The organism is Reichenbachiella sp. MSK19-1 (assembly GCF_003590315.1).
In the GTDB taxonomy this organism is placed as follows: Bacteria; Bacteroidota; Bacteroidia; order Cytophagales; family Cyclobacteriaceae; genus Reichenbachiella; species Reichenbachiella agariperforans.
In genome coordinates, this window is sequence record NZ_MIER01000015.1 from 149,199 (window position 1) to 168,166 (window position 18,968).

The window sequence follows — 18,968 nt, forward strand, 5'->3', positions numbered from 1 at the left end:
GATTAAAGTGAGATATCTCTCTTCCATGGAATAAAATCATCGTGACCAAGGCGTACCGCATGCGGTACCTTATCGCCACTGGCTACCTGTATTAGATACTCAAACAGCTCCTCTCCTTTCGACTCTATGGTATCTTCTCCGCTGATAACTGTACCAGCATTTACGTCGATTACATCCTTCATTTTTTCTGACAGTTTGTTGTTGCTGGATAGCTTCACTACTGGCACCACTGGATTGCCTGTAGGTGTACCCAGTCCTGTGGTGAATACAATCAGGTTGCAACCTGAGCCAGCGAGCCCAGTAGTACTTTCTACATCATTACCTGGCGTGCAAAGCAAATTTAGACCTGGTTTAGTGACGGATTCTGTATAATCCAAAACCTCAGTGATAGGTGAAGTACCACCTTTCTTAGCCGCACCTGCAGACTTCATAGCATCAGTGATCAGACCATCCTTGATATTACCTGGGGATGGATTACTTTCAAAACCCGAACCGACTGCTATTGCCTTGTCTCCATAGGCTTTCATCAATGAAGCAAATTTCTCTGCGTCATGATCTTCTACGCATCTATCGATCAGTTCCTGCTCTACTCCATTGAGTTCTGGGAACTCACTTAGCACCGGCGAACCGCCCAATGCTGCCAATATATCTGAGGTATAGCCCAATGCTGGATTGGCAGAGATACCAGAAAAACCATCCGATCCACCGCACTCCAGTCCTAACACAAGTTTGCTGAGTGGTGCAGGTTTTCTTTCTAGTTTATTGGCCTCTTGTAGCCCTATGAAAGTCATCTTCACGGCACCTTCTATAAAAGAGCGTTCACTTTTGCTCTGCTGCTGTTCTAAGATATGAAGCGGTTTAGAAAAGTTTGAGTCCTTTTTCTTAATCGCCTCTTCTAACACTTCAATTTGGGCATTTTGACAACCTAGACTAAGGACAGTAGCGCCAGCTACGTTGGGATTGGTCAAGTATCCTGCGAGTAGGTTACACAGTACCTCCGAGTCTGCACGAGTACCTCCACACCCCCCTTCATGTCTTAGTATTTTGATTCCGTCCACATTTGGAAACACACGGTTTTTGATAACCTCCTCTTGCGACTTGATAATTTCGGTATTGAGAATATCCTCTTGTCCTCCTCCACGCTGCATAACACGTACCAGCTCCTCTGTATTCACGACATAGTCCTTTTCGGTCTGGTAACCAAGAGATTCTGTCAAGGCAGCTTTGAGTACATCCAAGTTTCTATTTTCGCAGAAGGTCAATGCAAACACAATCCAATAGTTACCTGTGCCTACCTTCCCGTCTGCACGGTGATAACCATTGAATGTTCGCCCCTGCCACTTGCTCACATCTGGTCCTACCCAATGTTTTTTTTCTCTCTTACCAGAGTACTCTGCAGAAGCATGTTTCATGTTTTGAACCGTGATCGACCGTCCTTGTTCAATAGCAGTGGTCGCTTTACCCACGAGCACACCATACATGTATACTAAGTCTCCCTCAGCCAAATCTTGCAACGCAAACTTGTGTTTGGCCTGCACATCCTCTTTGAGTACCAGAATCGTATCTGCTACGGATATTTCTTCGTTCCTTTTCAAATCCTGAATTGCAACAATCAGATTGTCACGTGGATCGATTTGCACATATCTATTCGACATCTTTGCTTGTTTAGAAATTGACAGTCGCTTTGATCACTCCTGTTTCTGGTTTGAGCCAGCTATCAAAGTGTTGGATCATCGTACTAAAATCCACATTGTGTGTGATGAATGAAGATGTGGGAAATTCACCACTGCTCAGTACCTCTACAACATGTTCGAAATCTTCTAGGGTAGCATTTCTACTACACATGATGGTGGTTTCTTTGGCATGTATTTTAGGATGAACAAACGTCAACTCTCCTTTGGATAATCCCACCAATACATATCTCCCACCATGCGCCATATAATCAGGCCCTGACTCTAACGCTCCTTTGTGTCCAGAGGCATCAAATACTGCAGTAGCCAGATCACCACCTGTGATCTCAGCCACTTTATCCACAGGCTTATCTTTCACATTGACGATGTAGTCTACACCTATCTCTTCTTTCGCATACTTCAGCCGATCATCATTCATATCCAAGGCAATTACTTTCGCACCCGCTATCTGCGCCAGTTTCATCATCCCTATACCTATAGGGCCGCACCCGATAACCACGACAGTTTCGCCGGGCTGCACAGCAGCTCTTCTGATCGCATGTGCACCGATCGCTAACGGCTCGACGATAGCCATCTCATCATCAGACAAATCACCCGCAGGGAGTAGAATATTGGTCGGCACAGCAATTTGCTCCTGCATACCTCCGTCTCCATGTACACCCAGTACGGTGATATTAGAACAGCAATTGGTCTTGTCAGCTCTACATGCCACACACTCACCACAACTCACATAGGGCATCACAATCACGCCATCTCCTGCTTTGATCCCTTGTGGATTTTCGTCAATCTCTAACACAGTAGATGCTAGTTCGTGTCCTAATATCCTTGGGTATGTAAAGAAGGCCTGATTGCCTGCATAGGCATGCAAATCCGTACCACATATCCCGACTTTGTTGATTTTAAGTAATGCCTCTCCAGCTTTTCTCACTGGTGCTTCTTTCTCCCTGAGCTCAAATTTGCCCGGTTCTTCGCACACGATGTATTTCATATTTGTATCCTTTTCTCTATCGATTTGAATACAAACATTGTTCTTTGGCTTCAGGTAATCATGAGCAAACGGTTGCGCAAAAGTGGTAGCATAGCCCACAACCAATCTCTCTACAGAATAGAGAAAGTTTTGGAAAAAATAGAATACTTCATAACAACCAACTTAAGTCACCTTTGTGCTTTTAAAACATTAATAAGCATGAACTATCGATTAAAACTATTCACCCTTTTGCTATGGGGGCTTCCATTGCTCCAAGTCTCTGCTCAGAACGAAAACGATACAGACAACCCACCAACCAAACCAGCGGGCTACTATACAGACACCGTCGACATAGCTGCTGCGCCGCGTAGACTCAACCAAAAATTTCCTCTCTCTGACCAAAACAATGAAGGGGGTTGGAAAATCAACAAAGAACTCTCAGATGAATTTAAGGGTAAAAAGCTAAACATCGACAGGTGGCATCCCAACAATCCAGGATGGAAAGGTCGACAACCTACCTACTTTCACGGCTCGAACGTAAGCCTAAAAAAAGGAGAATTGGTACTGAAGATCAATCAGCATGGCGATGAAGAAATCCCAGAAGGCTATACACACACGGCAGGATTCATCAAATCGAAGCAAAAGCTAAAATATGGCTATCTGGAAGCAGAGATGAAGCTCATGGATGCACCTTGGGTTTCGGGTTTTTGGGTCACCAATGTGAGCAAGGACTGGTGGACGGAAATCGACATCTGCGAAAATGATCCCGGTGTGGCAGAAAACAGACACGACTTGCACTCCAACATACATGTCTTCAGATCACCACCAGAGCATGGAGATGTCCAGAAGCATTTCATGCGATCAAAGACCTACTTCATTCCTTTTGAACTACAAGCAGACTACCATGTATGGGGACTCGAATGGAATGAAGACGTGATCCGGTTCTACATAGACGGCATCCTGTTCAGAGAAGCAGAAAACACGCACTGGCACCAGCCTCTTGAAATCAACATCAATAATGAATCGAACAAGTGGTTTGGTGCATTGCCAGACGAACGCACTGACAAAGAGTTCCATATTAAATATATGCGCGTCTGGACCCAATAATAAGAAAACCAGACCACATTTTAAACTCATAAAAAACACTACATATCTAGTCATTGTCTCCAAGGAAACCTTCCTACGAAGAATTGAACTCGACAAAAGCTAGACAAGGCTGTCTGGCTTGTAAAACTATGCAGGTTTCGGACGGTATTTCCAGTAAAATTGCCCTACCCAAAAGCCCCCGACAATGGTTAGTTTTTGTTCCACGGACTTTATTGATCCAGTATCATCTTTGCAGAGTAATTACTTTTCGTTTCAGTATATAACAAATCACAAATGTTTATCAACATCGTTTCAAAGAAAATCTACACCTATTTGTACCTATTTACTCTCGTTTTTTTCCTGTCGCTTGCAGGCTGTGGTCAAGACAGCGTACTGGAAGAAGAGGAAAAAGAAGAAGTAGAGGAGAAAGAAGAAAATAAAGAAGAGGAGGAAAACGAAAGCACGGAATTGACAACAGAAAATTTCGAAAACATAGACCCTGACTTCCCCTCTTTTGTATCTATTCAGGACTCTACTCCCGCAAACATGGAGTGGATAAAAGTAGAAACCCTATCAGACGAATTTGAAGCATGGGACGCGGACAAATGGTTCAAATCCACATGGAACTACGAAGTGCCTGTCTACATGACAACCGACGCGGACAACTCTGGCGTAAGTGAAGGGAATCTGTGGATCAAAGCCACGCTGAACGAGAGCAATCCCGAAGACCGATGGTTTCAAACCGCCAGAATCCACTCGAGAACAAAGATAAGCTACCCCATGTACACGGAAGCGAGCATCAAAACCTCTCATATCTCTGCCTACAACACCTACTGGCTCAACAATGGCAACATCGATGAAAGAGATGAAATAGACATCATAGAAAACAACTCTAACCCCTCATGCGACTGTCAGCCAGACATGCCCGAGCGGATGAATGCCCAATATTTCCATGTAGATCCAGACTTGACTCCACAGGAAGTGCGCGAGCATGCCAACTTCAACAGATCAGGACTATCGGATGCCAACCCACTCAAGAACAGCGGCTGGAATGAAGCCTATCATACCTACGGCCTGTGGTGGAAAGACGCGCAGAACATCCAATTCTATCTGGACGGAGAACCTGCAGGGCATGTAAAAGTCGGAGACGATCGCTCAGGTCAATTCTACCCCAATAGGGAATTTACCAAAGACCTAGAAATCATTTTCGACCTCTGGAGCAACGAGGCTGACTGGCTAGGAGGCCTACCCCAAAAAGCAGATCTAGAAAACGACAACATCAATACTATGCGCATCGACTGGGTCAGAACTTGGACACTGGAAGCCAAATAGCAATCAACAGGCCCGAATATGTGAAATTCAATCACTACGACATTGGAATGGACAAAAAGGCATTAACACGATACATTAACCATCTTGTCACTTTTTCTCCCGAAGAACTGGAAACGATAAATTCGTATTTCCATGTAAAAACAATACCCAAGGGAGAATACCTCCTAAGGTCAGGACAGATCTGTAGATTCGAAGGTTATGTGGTCGAGGGATGCTTAAAAGTCTATACAACCAATTCGAAAGGAGAAGAGAAAATTTTATACTTTGCCGGGAAAGATTGGTGGGTGATGGAAATTGACAGTTTCCTGCATCAAACTGCATCAGAACTAAGCATTCGAGCCCTTAAAAACAGTACTTTACTCACCATATCATGGACTGATAAAGAAAGGCTCTATGAACAAATGCCAAAGGTAGAGCGACTATTTCGAATCATGTCCCAAAAAGCTATCGCGGCCTGGCAAAGACGTCTGATCCGCAATCACACCATGACTGCCGAAGAGCGCTATCTGCATTTTATCGACACCTACCCAACCCTAAGTGGGCAATTGACGAACAAACACATCGCGAGCTATTTGGGCATTACTCAGGAGTTCGTAAGTGTTATCCGAAAAAGAAGGCAACTGGAAAAGACCTGAGCTTATTTCTTAAACTAGTTCAAGAAAATTGTTTTCGGTATCAGTCAGTTTTGCAGAAATAGAATTGGAGAAAAACAGCTCGTGACAATGAAAGCATTATTCCACATCCTACTTTTCACCAATCTGTTATTTGAATCTCCAGCTGATCAAGCTCAGGCGAATCAACGGAAACGCTAGAAAACAATACTACCCCTCACAGGGCCGCATAATCAATCTTATAACACATGAAATTTGCAATCCTATTTGTTCTGAGCATGGCGATATGCTCCATGACTTTAAGCCAGCCAAAATTCGACATACAAACTGTAAATAAAGTTGAAACATCATTCAACACAGTTACAAACACGATACACCAAACCAAACAAGGACACTTCCTTTACAGCGCTGGTGATGGCAATCAGATAGATCTATTCGCCATCAACGAGAGGGGCGAAATGAAAGCAATAGAAAGCTATGAAGTTTCTGGTGGCAAAAAAACAGTCCGGGGCTTAATAAGCGACACAGTACATGGGAAAGACTTGCTCTTTGCTGGTCTAAAAGGTGGAGATGCAGTCGAAGTGTTCGAAATCAAAGCCAATGGTCGACTTCAGTCTCTCTCCGTCACAAAAGATACTGACACGACCTACCTCGGTATAGTCATCACACTACAAGTGGTCCACATGAAAGACAACGCCTATCTTTTTGTCGGTGGATTAGAAAAAACACCTGGCCTAAGTTCATTTAAGATTACTCCTGAAGGGGATTTAGAGCATATCCAATCCATGGCTGACACTGATTCCATCTTTACTGATGGAATCATAGGTATGTCCTTGCACGTAATTGATGGCAAAACCTACTTACTTACCGGAGGTTTCCAAGACAATGGATTGAGTAGTTGGAGAATTTTTGAAAATGGGCAATTTGAAAACATTAGCAATATTCCAGACGACAATAATCTATTTCTCAACGGAACCTATCCTGTTATTTCTACAACCATAAAAGGCTGGAACTACGTAATAGTCGGACACCGACACCACAGTTACTATCAACCTACACCATGGGTAAAAGACCGCCACTCCTACTACTATCATGGTGATGCCATCACCGTTTTTTGGGTCAACAATCAAGGCCAACTTGTACCACGATCTGCTTTCATTGATAACAATGAGACTTTAATCCAGGGGCAAACTCGCTTGCATCGACTGCCCTACAACCAAAATTTTGACCTGATTGCTGCAGCTACACGAGACGACCAAAGCATTCAACTATGCATGATTAATCAAAATGGTAGATTGAGTGATGCAGGGAAAATAGAGACAGGTTTCCCAATATACTACGGTTTGACAGGTTACAAAATTGAAGGCCAACTCTTTCTCTTTGCAGGATCCGTAGATGGAAAAACAATGGTTTCGTATCGCCTAGACAAACAATAAATTAAAAAACAATCACATAGAACATCTTCCAAATGAAAAGCTCAATTTTATCACATTCAATTATTTTCAGCCTCCTTATTAGCGCTACAATTCTTTACTCTTGTCATTCAGACAAGGGCGAAACACAAAAGGTGCTCAGACATGTAGTAGCATTTACCTTCAAAGAAGGTGTTTCCATTCAAGATCAAACACAAGCCATACAGTATTTTAAAGCACTCGAAAACAAAATCCCAGGGTTAATCAAGTTTGAGGGTGGTGATGACATAAGTGTGGAAGGTTTTAGCAAAGGCTTCACTCATTGCTACATATTAACATTCGAGGATGAAGCTGCTAGAGATGCATACCTACCACATCCAGCCCATATGGAGGTTGTGGACAAAAACAAACCACTAATGGCAGACCTGCTCACGCTGGACTTTTGGGGCGAAGAAAAAAAGTCTGTTAACTAAAACGAGCCTAAAAAAGTGCATCTATCAACCCGTCTTGTGGAGACGAGAGTGATCAGATTTGGTAGAGTCCCTGGCAATCAATTGATTGGGTAGTACAAGTGACGAAATGGCCTGTGAGGGATTGGACAACTCGTCCAACAAAATCCCTGCGGCCTTTTGCCCCATTTCGAATGCGGGTTGGTGCACAGAAGTGAGCTGAGGAGTCATGTAACTGGCTATAGGTTCGTCAGCAAATCCTACCACTGCCACATCTTCAGGCACCCGTTTCCCTAGTCTTCTCAGTACTTGTACTGCATCAAAAGCCAGATAATCGCTGTAAGCCAACAGTGCATCGATGTTTTCATTCATCACCAGATGCTCAAGCTGTTCCGTCCAGTCCGAACCATTGGTAGGCAGTACCCAATGATCAGGGTGTGGCAGTCTATGTTTGTTCATGACTTCCTTATACCCCGTGAGGCGCGTAAAGGTCGTAGACAAACGATCTGGCCCTGAAATATAAGCGATCCTACGAGCACCAGACTGAACCAAGTGATCAATCGCCAAACGACTGCCATCAAAATCATCGCTGATCACATAGGACGCGTCTAAGTCTTCACACATTCTATCTACAAACACCAAAGGCACTTCCTCTTCTATCAATGATAAATAATGTTCGAAATCGTCAGTTTCACGAGCATAAGAAGCCAGCACGCCATCTACATGCATTTCGCTTAGCATCTTCACGATCTCTTTTTCCTTTTCCACACTCCCTTCATGCACATTGATAATCAAGCGATAGTCACTTTTATTGATGATTTTATTGACCCCAGAAAGGACTTTGGCAAAATAATGATGGGTAAACTCTGGTAGAATGAGCCCTATCAAACCTGATTTGTTTTTTTGCAGATTTCGGGCAAATGGATTGGGTCGATACCCCCATTTTTCTGCAAGTTCCATGATAGACGCTTTGGTTTTTGGGCTAACCCTGCCTTGATTACTCAATGCCCGCGACACGGTAGAAGGAGCAACTCCTAATGCCTTAGCTATGTCCTTAATATTGATACGGCCTTTGTGCATGATTATTCAATCAGGATTTTATATTTTTCTTTCCCGACTGCAAAGATATACAGTCCTTTTTCCACTCCAGTCAAATCCACTGACGAGTGTCCCTCTTTCGAACCTTCGGTATATCCGTCATATACTTTTCGTCCCATCATATCATAGACTGTCAAGAATTCTCCACCATATCTAGGCAGGGTGATCTGGTCTCCTGAGTGAACAGGGTTAGGAAACGGACTAAAATACTTAGCCTTCTCTTGCTGCTCAGATGCCAGCAAAGTAGAATTAAAATAGGTCTTGGCCTTCTCGAAACTTCGATTTCCTATCAGTGCGCCTATTTTTCTACCGGGTATATCATCCGCTGGTGGATGAATCCCTCCCCATATCCGAGATAAACTACACTGATCAGACGCATCTTGATATGTCGCCCACTGCAACGCGACATCCACACTTGGCCCTTTCTCAAACACCAAGAACTCATCTTTTTTGGCTATGAAAACACCCATTCCTCCTGGAAAATAAGAACTACCTGTCAACCGTGTCAGTACTTCCGCAGCTGCGCGCGAATAAGTAGAATGCCCCGATATGTACCCTGCAAATGGAGGTGTCACAAAAGAAGGCCTCTGATAAGGCCACCACTCCTTCGCTAGAATCCATCCTACTCCAGCGACATCTGTGGCTGGGTCAGATACCCGGTTATGACCTCTCCAAGAGTAAAGTTTAATCTGACCCAAATTCTCCCCTTGGTCTCCAGCCAAGGGGTCACCCTCTTCTATCAGTTCTATCCTCCCTGCTACCAACGGCATCCCCCTTTCGTGATAATTGGCCTTAGCTACATCACTGCTCTGCCCTCTTTCGGCCATATACCTAATGGCCGTGACAGGTCTCACATAATCGTACCATCCCTTGATCCCCCAGGCAGCAATCGCTGCATCGTGCATGGCTCCTCCAAGTGCAAAATAGGCTTTCACATCCCACTCTAAAGGGGCTAATGCTTCCCCTACCCCTTCCATTTTCGCCTCAAACTGCTCATGATCATGGACATAATTGAGAAGAGTAAACCAATGTCCCGGCGGAGTTTCAGAGTCTGGCCCATCAGCCCAAAACTCTGCCAACACTCTAGTATAATCTCCCCTAGGCACCCGATTGGCTTCATAGGCTGCTCCTGTGACAGGATTAGTCTCTCGCCCCAGCCCAGTATCCCCTCCGTCTTGATAGGCATAGAATTGATCGTATTCTTCAAAACTACTTGGAATAGACTCTAGTGCTACATTACCAATTCCTCCTGGTGATATATCCCACATGACTCCATCACTCGGGTCTAGATGACCACCCCATACCGACACCATCGAAAACCCCCATTGATACTCTTGTTTCTCTGTAGACGTCAGTAGTGGTGGACTGCCGGGATCATGATACACCCAATAGTCGTTCGTTGATCCACTCTTAACACTAAGATCTGATTCGTTGAGTGCAAATGGCTGGACACGTCCCCACTCTGGACTCAAAAATTTAGCTGCCCCTCCTTCTTGATTGTTTCCACTCTGGTCTATGAACCCGTTAATGGCTAAGGGTTGCCAACGGTTCGGGTTTATTCCTAAAATACTCTCAGACTCAAAAGGATTCATCGGATCATTGACTGGTCGATAATACCGATTGGCATAGTTGTTCAATTCATTCGATCCATCCTGAAGTCCAAATGCGATCATACCTTGCGCTACATAGTTGCCCAAGGCACCAGCATCACCCAAATGATAATCCGTAGACAGAAAACCCGGATCATAACCCAGTGCAGCCATAAGTTCATCAAAACTCGCCAAAGATTGCTCGGCACCCGGCGAATCCTTGAAACGATGTGTCAGCAACCTATACATGGCGTAGCTGATTGCCTTGTGAGCATCTAGAGTTTGATCCGCTGTGACAAACCCTTCGAAAGGCAATTGATAATTCCCCCATTGATTACCCAAAAAGTAAGGTTGCCCCTGCCCTGTGACAGCTGCCCATACATCGTACATCACGACAGACGTATGAAACAGATTTCGGGCATGCACTGTAGGTCGAGCATAGTCTTTCCTAATCGCTCCCAATAACAGTTCATTCCATAATCGGGCGACCGAGTGATTCCCTTCTATACTAGACTGCACATCTAGCGAGACACCGAGTCTTGCTGACTCACTATGACATTCTCCAATTTGGGTAAGCATAATCTCTGCTTGCTCAGCCACTCCCCACTCTACTTCTATCTGCGGTGTGCCTTGACCATTCACTATTTTACCCTGCGTACACCCCCACTGCCAATCAAAATCTCCTACAGCATTCTGCACGCCATAAACGCTCCTAGACAAAGGACGGGACTGAGTTTCTCCAATAATTTCGGGCTGCGGCAAATACTCGCAACTGCCATCATTTTGTACAGCCTTGTCATCGTAGTTGCACGCATGTGGGTCTGTACACCCCATAGGCTTGGTACTAGGCTCTCTCGTCAAAACCTCCACGTCATCGTCTCCCTCTGTGATCCTAACAAATTGGTCCAAACCAACAGATCGAAAGCTTTGTTCAGCCCCCCCAGGCCAGCGAACCACTACATCTACTACGCCAGAATATTCTCCGAACCCAAAATGAATAGGTCTTTTACTCTGAGACAGAAAACCAACGCCATGATTGCTACCTGTCCACGTATTCGATGCATGAGTCACCGAAACCACCGCTCCATATGCATCCCGGTTAGCGACAACTCCTACCAATTCGATCTGAAGCCAATGCTTGGCTAAATCAGCTTGCTCAATTGTTCTGTTTTCAAAAAACTGGGGACTACCATAGGCATTGCCCTCTATCAGATCTAAGTCTCCATCATTGTCATAATCGAATACCTCGCTCCCGAAAGAAACTCCCTTCCTTGTCATCTCGTTATTGAGCGCTACATCTTGAAATCGCAACTCTCCCTGTGCCAACTGATTCTCAAACAGACGGCTGGTTTCCACATAGGTATCTATGTAGCCATTGACAGCCAAAATATCTAAATCTGTATCTAGGTCAAAGTCAAAAAACCGAGTTGCCCACCCCCAACCTGCGTTTCCAGTCCCCAAACTTCCTGATCGATCGATGTAGGCATTGCCTTCTTTTATAAACAGTGAACTTAGGCCATTGCTGGTAACATATACATCCAAATCTCCGTCTCCATCCACATCTCCTAAATCGCTCCCCATGCTATCTTCGATATCAAGGATATTGGCATCAGTGGCTTCATCCATAAAGCTCCCATCCTGTTGATTGATAAACAACTCATTCGGTGTAGAAAACTCATTGATCACCAACAGATCCATCCAACCATCCTCATTGTGATCTACTGGTAGTGCCATCCAAGTATGCAGTTGCTCACCACCTACGCCAGCCGCCTCAGACACTTCTGTAAAGGTCTCATCGCCATTGTTGTGAAAGAGACGGTTGCTGCTACAGCCTCCATATTTACTCACAAAAACATCCAGCAATCCATCATTATCATAATCCAACCATGCCGATCCTGCATTATTACAAGTGTCGATTCTAGGCAAGCCCGCTTGTTCGGTCATATCAATGAAGTATCCTCCCAGATTCTTGTACAAAAAACAACGGTTCTTCATGGTTAAAAACAAGTCGGGGTACCCATCATTGTTAAAATCTGCCCAAGCCGCACCTTTGTTGGTCCCCATGTCTGACTCTGCCTCTTTACCATAGTTGTAATACGTACTAATCCCGCTCTCCACGGTCACATCCAAAAAACTTCCATTGTTCTGATTTGCCAGCAAAACCGTGCGTCCTCCCCGTCTAGGGTGAGCCTGTTCGCTACGCTCGACCATGACCACATCTAGATCACCGTCTTGATCAAAATCTGCCACTGCTATTCCATTTTGTCCACCTACCTTTTCTAGACTAGTCAACTGTCTTTTCTCAAAACGCTGTGCACACAACTGATCACACAGCAGACACAGGCTCAAGCCAAATACGATGCTAATAGTAATTTTCACGCTCATGCTCATTTTCAAATCACCTCAAAATATAGCGATTGAGTTCCCTATATATGGAGACAGAAGACACTTATGACAATTTGCCCCTTATATTCAACACAATCCCTTCCCCTACCCTTTGGGATTGCTTGCGTTTCTAACCCGTCTACAATCCATGAAGGTTTTACTTTTGAACAGAACAATTTCATAAAACGCATATGCATTTAAAGACTGGAAAATTACTCTACTTAGGCATGGTCTGTTTGCTTTTGGCCTGCGGTAAAAAAGAAGAGCGCAACGCACACATACCTGACCAATCGTTCAATGACGGATGGCGCTTTCATAAAGGAGAACTCGAAGCACAAGCTACCGACTACAACGATACTGACTGGGAGGTCGTTAACCTACCGCACGATTGGGCCATTGCTGGGCCATTCGATAGAAAACACAACGCACGTACAGGAGGACTCCCTGTGACTGGAATGGGCTGGTATAGAAAAACCTTTGAGATCGACCCCAGTATGGAAGGAAAAAATATTTCCATCGAGTTTGATGGGGCTATGAATGATGCCTACGTTTGGGTCAACGGAGAACTAGTCGGCAATCGCCCATTTGGCTACATTGGTTTCGAGTTTGACATCACCAATCAAGTCAACTTTGGACAAAAAAACGTCATTGCCGTTCGGCTCAACCCAAAGGATCTTAGTTCAAGGTGGTACCCAGGCGCCGGTCTATACCGAAACGTAAGGATCAAGTACAATGACCCTACTCACATCGCACAATGGGGAACCTATATCACTACACCCAAAATCACAAGTACACTAGCCGTGGTTCTAATTCAAACCAAGCTAAATACACAAGCATCGAAACAAGTCACACTAAAAACCACCTTATTGGATCAAGAAGGTAATACGGTCCAGGCAAAAACACAGCGCATTCAATCTAAATCAGAGCAAATAACACTAGAGACAGAACTACAGGTCAATACCCCATCGCTCTGGCAACCCGACTCACCTTACCTCTATACAATAGTGTCGGAGATCCTAGACCAAGACCAAATCATTGATCGATATGAAACACCATTCGGTATTCGAAACATAGAAATCACCACCAACGAAGGGCTACTCGTCAATGGTGAACGCGTACAGCTCAATGGTGTATGTATGCACCACGATTTGGGTCCCCTCGGCTCAGCAGTCAACTATAGAGCTACCGAACGTCAAGTTGAAATCCTACAAAGCATGGGGGTCAATGCGATTCGTACAAGTCACAATCCTCCCTCACCTGAATTGCTAGAGATTTGTGACAAAAAAGGCGTTCTTGTCATCGTAGAAGCCTTTGATGAATGGAAGATAGGAAAAGTAGAAAATGGCTACAACCTATTCTTTGACGAATGGCACGAACGTGATCTAAGAGATATGATCAAACGTGACCGCAACCACCCCTCTGTCGTCATGTGGAGCATTGGCAATGAAATCCTAGAGCAGTCGCAAAAAGACGGTTGGAAACTAACCAAGCACCTCTCAGCTATTTGCCACGACGAAGACCCTAGTCGTAAAACCACCATAGGGTTCAACTACTATCCTGCACCCTACAAGAACCAGTTGGCGTTTCAGGTCGACGTAGTAGGGCTCAACTACTGGCCTCTACAGCTCAAAGAGTTAAGAGAACAGTACCCTGATATGATCCTATATGGCTCAGAAACCTCCTCCCAAACGAGTAGCCGAGGAATCTACCACCTACCTATCCAAGCTGATGTAGTCAAAGAAACAGGTCAAGTTTCCAGCTATGACGGAACCGTGGGACCTCCGTGGGCATACCCACCAGATGTAGAGTTTGAACAGCAAGAACGCAATACGCACTCACTGGGTGAATTTATGTGGACTGGATTTGATTATCTAGGAGAGCCCACACCCTATGGCGGACGTGACAACTCTACCAATGGCCACTGGAACGGTGACTGGCCTTCTCATTCATCCTACTTCGCCCCTATAGATTTAGTCGGACTACCAAAGGATCGCTACTACCTCTACCAAAGTCAATGGACAAAAGAGCCTATGATTCATCTCCTACCCCACTGGAACTGGGAAGGAAAAGAGGGAGAAAAAATCCCAGTGTATGCCTATACCAATGCGGAAGAGGCAGAGCTATTCGTCAATGGAAAATCTATGGGAAAGAAAGTGAAGGGAGTGGACAAAACACCGATCCCTGCCGAGTTCCATTTCTTTGACAAGGGTACCTATATGAGTCCATACAGACTCTCATGGGAAGTGCCCTACTCTCCAGGAGACCTAAAGGTGGTCGCCTATACCGATGGACAAAAAGTTGCTAGCAAATCAGTGTCTACTGCAGGCGAAGCTACTCAGATCCAACTAGACATAGACCGAACGCAAATCAATGCAGATGGCCAAGACCTATCATTCGTCACGGTGAGCATCAGAGATGAAGAGGGTAATTTGGTCCCCAATGCTGATCACCTCATCCAGTTTGAGGTAAGTGGAGCAGGCACAATCGCTGCAGTAGGCAATGGAAACCCTCGTTCGCTTCGAAGCTTCAAGGGAGACAAAATGGAGGCCTTTAGTGGTCAACTGATGTTGATCGTGCAGTCTCAAAAAGGAGAGAAAGGAGAAATAAAAATTGAAGCGAAGGCAGATGAGTTAACCACCGCAGAAAGCTCAATTCAAACGCTATAAGAACCCCTATTTTGCTTAACTAGCCCTCTGCAATTCTGTAGAGGGCTTTTCTACAAAAAATCCCCTTCTTAATTCAAGGTTATCGAAAATCATACTGTCTGAGCGATAGCGAGTTTATTGGTTTCTAGCCTTTTTGCTTCCTTTTTTGGCCATGAAAAAGAAGCGTTTACCTGCCGTAAGCATGGCCTGTCTGGCTTGAAGACACTGTGCGATGAAGGCATATAAGTTAAATAGTGGGAACCCTAAGACTGGGAACACTCCAAGCAGCGATCTGGCCTTGCGCAAGGTCGGCCTTCCCCTTGCGCAAGGGGGAGCCTGTGCTTGGGCAAGCGCAACGGTCTGCTTGCCCAAGGTGGGCCTTCTGCTTGCGCAAGCACAAACCCGAACCTGTATTACTCTCCTCAAAGCGATCTGAAAGATGAAAGCCTTTGACCCGCTACCTAGATTTGGGTATATATAGGCTGTACTTTGATCTTAAAGACCCGCTTGTTTGTCGCTACGCTGGGAAAAGGGTATTCTTGAGGAAATCAATGATTGACGAGTGTCGGTAGCCGTGGTTTTTAAGCGTGTAAAATGAATAGTGTGCCGCTTGGCTGTCTGTTGTTTTAGGCCTTCCGCAGAGTGACTGAAAACCACTGAAACGAAAAGCAGTGTCCCGACACGGTAGGTACTAGGGAGCTTTATACACATGTTGCTCATAACGCTATGAAAAACATTCAAAACCCACTAGATTAGCTTGATACCAATAATATATATACGCAATTGCGTATAGCGAAATGTTGTAGGCACAACGGAATATGAAGATTGAAAATAGAATTGTTGCTTTTGTAGATATACTTGGTTTTGCAAATCTGATCAAGGAGTATGATCAAAATGGAGATTCTACAATCGTTGAGGACTTAAAGGAGGCTGTTAATTCGGCAGTATGGTTAATTACACCCAGAGAAACAGATAAAAAGAATCCTATTCTTTTTCATTGGAAAGAATGTGTAGAAATCAAGTTGTTTTCAGACTGTCTATGTATGTCAGCACCTTTAGAATACAAAGGGTACACCTTTCTCGAACAGTTTGAATTTTTCTATAAATACTTGATTACTTATCAACTTATTTTAATGGAAAAAGGCTATTTCTCAAGAGGTGGCATAACAACAGGGTCATATTATTCTGATGAGAATATGATATTCTCTGGAGGTTTAGTGGATGCTTATGGTATTGAATCTAAAATCGCCAAGCACCCCAGAATAGTAGTTGACCAAAAAATTGTCGAGATGCTATCAAAATCAGAAGACAAATACAATGTACTTCAGAAAATGTTAGTATTTGACCCAGAGGAAATTTGTTTCTTGAATCATTTCAATTACAAAACAGTCGATAGTGCACAGGCAGATTATATAATGACATCTGGAATGATTCCTGAAATTGAAGGAATGCTAAATGAAACCTTTACAGAGGAAAGCGAGCGAGACAAAAAACAAACATTGGAAAAAATTCTGAAAATTGTCAGAGGTAAAATTGATAAACACGAAGGAGAGTCTTTCTGTAATAAATTTAAGTGGCTTGAGCGATTTATACTAAATGAGCAAGGGGAAATAACACCTGAATTTAAGAACTATACCCCGCAAAACTAATATCATTGAAATGAAACAAGCATTTTTTAAAGTCGATACCAAACTAGCTGAACTTTTAGGAGAAACGTACAGGTCGACAGAAGAAGCTCTCAAAGAATTAATAGACAATGCCTACGATGCAGATGCAGAAAACATCGAAATAACCCTGCCTAAAGACTTAGAAACAAATCCACGCATAGTTATTGATGATGACGGCTCTGGAATGAAAGAAAACGAAGTCCGAATCGAATACTTGAACGTTGCGAATAGCCGAACAAATAGAAAAGGGGCATTATCAATCACAAAAAGGCGAAAAGTTAAAGGACGTAAAGGAATTGGAAAGTTCTCAGGACTTATGGTAGCCGAGAGAATGACTATTAAGACATATTTTGAGAGTATCTGTACGACTTTGGTAATTGACCGAACAGAATTAGCGAAAGGAAACTATGACATTGAAAAAATCCCTCTTGACATAATTGTAGAAAACAATCAAGAAAAGGAACATGGCACAACAATTATCCTAGAGGGATTAAACCAAAACTTTGACTACCCGAACCCTGATAGATTAAGCCAAATACTACTTTGGGATTATGGACGAGAAAATGACTTTTCAATTACGATTAATAATGACACAATTGGTGTTGAAGATTTGAAAGGTGAAACCTTTACTAAAAAGATCGAACATGAAGGAGTCAGTGCTGTATTGAAATACACAATAACTCCCAAGCCAGTAAAACAAGCTGGTATTGTTACCCGAGTGAACAACAAAATAATTGGTCGACCAACTAACTTTTTGGCTAATGACGAACTAGTTCCAAAAAAACTTCAAAATAGAATCTATGGTGAAATCATCTGTGATGACTTAAAAAATGATGTCACTGCTGACCATGGAGCAATAGTCGAAAACAGTAAACTCTACAAAGTAATTGCTGAGGAAACTACTAAGGAAGTCAAAACATCAATTGACACTACTTTTAAAACGGACATGAAACTAGCTAGAGCTAGGTATCAGAGAAAAATCAACAAAGAGTTAGAAAAGCTCCCTGAGTTCAAACAACCATTTGCCGAAAAAGCACTATACAAAACACTCGAAAAATTCTTTGGCGAATCAGAAGAGAAAATAAACACTATCATTTCAGTTATGGTCTCTGCAATGCAACAAGATCATTACTGGGACATCATCAAAAACATAGAATCAGCTCACAATAGTGATGTTGAACAATTTGCTGATGCCTTAGCTGAATTTGGTATCCTAGAAATGAGTATCGTAACAAGCCAAGCCGTTAACAGGCTTAAATACTTAGACGAACTTCATCTTCTAATTCAAAACAAGAAAACTCTTGAAAGCACTATTCATAAAGCAATAGAAGGTAGCACATGGATATTAGGGGATGACTATTCCGTCCTTCTTTCAGACATCAATCTGAAGACGGCTATAAAGGCGATTTTAGATAAAGAATATAAGGGTGACAAGGCTTTAAAACGACCAGACCTTTTGCTAGGACGAAAGCTTGACAGAACCTTAACGCTTATTGAATTTAAACGCCCTGATTTTACGATTAACAGGGATACAGAACGGCAAGCCTTAGAGTACAGGGATGAATTAAATCAATACTTTCACAATGAAAAAATTGAAATCATACTTGTTGGCGGAAAGGTTGATAGGAACATAAGTTCAATCAACGAACGTGATGACGTAAGGTTCAGAACTTATTTAGATATTTTAAGTGTAGCTAAATCACGACTGGATTGGTTAATCGACGAATTGAAAAATAGTGCCTAATCGAGTAGACGGCTGACGGTCAAATGACCGCCAGTGCGCCTCTCACACCACCAGGTACTTTCTTCGTCAGGACAGACCAAGCGGTTCTCAATCCCTACCCTACAGGCCGGCTCCTCGCTAAAAATGTCTAACAGACATTTTCTTTACGCTCCGCCCCAGTTCATCCAATCAGACTTTCACTTTGGCGTAGTAATCCATCATACTTTCATAGCCTCTTTTCTTAAGTCTAGGGATGGTAATGGTCGTTCTCAAGATATATATAACGGATTGAACCAAGAGTAAAAACCACAAC

General features: G+C 43.6%; 12 protein-coding genes. 8 read left to right on the forward strand and 4 right to left on the reverse strand.

The window, feature by feature from the left end; all coding sequences use genetic code 11:
* Positions 1-2: 2 nt before the first annotated feature.
* Together BGP76_RS09060 and BGP76_RS09065 are read right to left on the reverse strand one after the other, a co-directional pair.
* Positions 3-1,655 (reverse strand): UxaA family hydrolase, encoded by a 1,653-nt coding sequence (locus BGP76_RS09060; RefSeq protein ID WP_119844422.1) that lies wholly within the window; start codon positions 1,653-1,655, stop codon positions 3-5.
* A gap of 10 nt (positions 1,656-1,665) precedes the next feature.
* Positions 1,666-2,679, reverse strand: a complete 1,014-nt coding sequence (locus tag BGP76_RS09065) for a zinc-binding alcohol dehydrogenase family protein (RefSeq protein WP_119844955.1) — start codon at positions 2,677-2,679, stop codon at positions 1,666-1,668.
* A 198-nt stretch (positions 2,680-2,877) separates the two neighbouring features.
* Between BGP76_RS09065 and BGP76_RS09070 the strand changes: the two genes are divergently transcribed.
* The 5 genes from BGP76_RS09070 to BGP76_RS09090 all read left to right on the forward strand — a co-directional run bounded on the left by BGP76_RS09070 (position 2,878) and on the right by BGP76_RS09090 (position 7,572).
* Positions 2,878-3,765: a family 16 glycosylhydrolase gene (locus tag BGP76_RS09070; RefSeq protein WP_119844423.1), complete on the forward strand. Its 888-nt coding sequence runs from the start codon at positions 2,878-2,880 to the stop codon at positions 3,763-3,765.
* A gap of 273 nt (positions 3,766-4,038) precedes the next feature.
* Complete coding sequence (locus BGP76_RS09075; protein ID WP_119844424.1) at positions 4,039-5,076, forward strand: family 16 glycosylhydrolase; 1,038 nt, start codon at positions 4,039-4,041, stop codon at positions 5,074-5,076.
* Between the two features lie 20 nt (positions 5,077-5,096).
* A complete protein-coding gene (locus BGP76_RS09080; RefSeq protein WP_255416092.1) occupies positions 5,097-5,711 on the forward strand; it encodes a Crp/Fnr family transcriptional regulator in 615 nt (204 codons plus the stop codon).
* A gap of 224 nt (positions 5,712-5,935) precedes the next feature.
* Positions 5,936-7,123 carry a stress protein gene (locus tag BGP76_RS09085; protein ID WP_147407435.1) on the forward strand — a complete coding sequence of 396 codons (1,188 nt, stop codon included), beginning with the start codon at positions 5,936-5,938 and terminating at the stop codon, positions 7,121-7,123.
* Positions 7,124-7,254: 131 nt separating this feature from the next.
* Positions 7,255-7,572, forward strand: a complete 318-nt coding sequence (locus BGP76_RS09090) for a Dabb family protein (protein WP_158584189.1) — start codon at positions 7,255-7,257, stop codon at positions 7,570-7,572.
* A 24-nt stretch (positions 7,573-7,596) separates the two neighbouring features.
* On the opposite strand, the gene BGP76_RS09095 is transcribed toward BGP76_RS09090, so the two are convergent.
* Entirely contained in the window at positions 7,597-8,628 is a 1,032-nt protein-coding gene (locus BGP76_RS09095) for a LacI family DNA-binding transcriptional regulator (RefSeq protein ID WP_119844428.1), read from the reverse strand.
* Between the two features lie 2 nt (positions 8,629-8,630).
* On the reverse strand, positions 8,631-12,614 hold the full coding sequence (locus BGP76_RS09100; protein ID WP_158584191.1) for an FG-GAP-like repeat-containing protein: 3,984 nt from the start codon (positions 12,612-12,614) through the stop codon (positions 8,631-8,633).
* Positions 12,615-12,811: 197 nt separating this feature from the next.
* Here BGP76_RS09100 and galB point away from each other — a divergent pair, with 197 nt between their 5' ends.
* From galB to BGP76_RS09120, 3 genes are all read left to right on the forward strand, one after another.
* Positions 12,812-15,286: a beta-galactosidase GalB gene (gene galB / locus BGP76_RS09105; protein WP_119844430.1), complete on the forward strand. Its 2,475-nt coding sequence runs from the start codon at positions 12,812-12,814 to the stop codon at positions 15,284-15,286.
* 797 nt (positions 15,287-16,083) lie between these two features.
* Positions 16,084-16,914, forward strand: coding sequence for a hypothetical protein (locus BGP76_RS09115; protein WP_119844432.1), 831 nt, complete (start codon positions 16,084-16,086; stop codon positions 16,912-16,914).
* Positions 16,915-16,924: 10 nt separating this feature from the next.
* The gene (locus BGP76_RS09120; protein WP_119844433.1) at positions 16,925-18,676 is read left to right on the forward strand and encodes an ATP-binding protein; all 1,752 of its coding nucleotides are present in this window, start codon (positions 16,925-16,927) and stop codon (positions 18,674-18,676) included.
* Positions 18,677-18,968 lie beyond the last annotated feature (292 nt).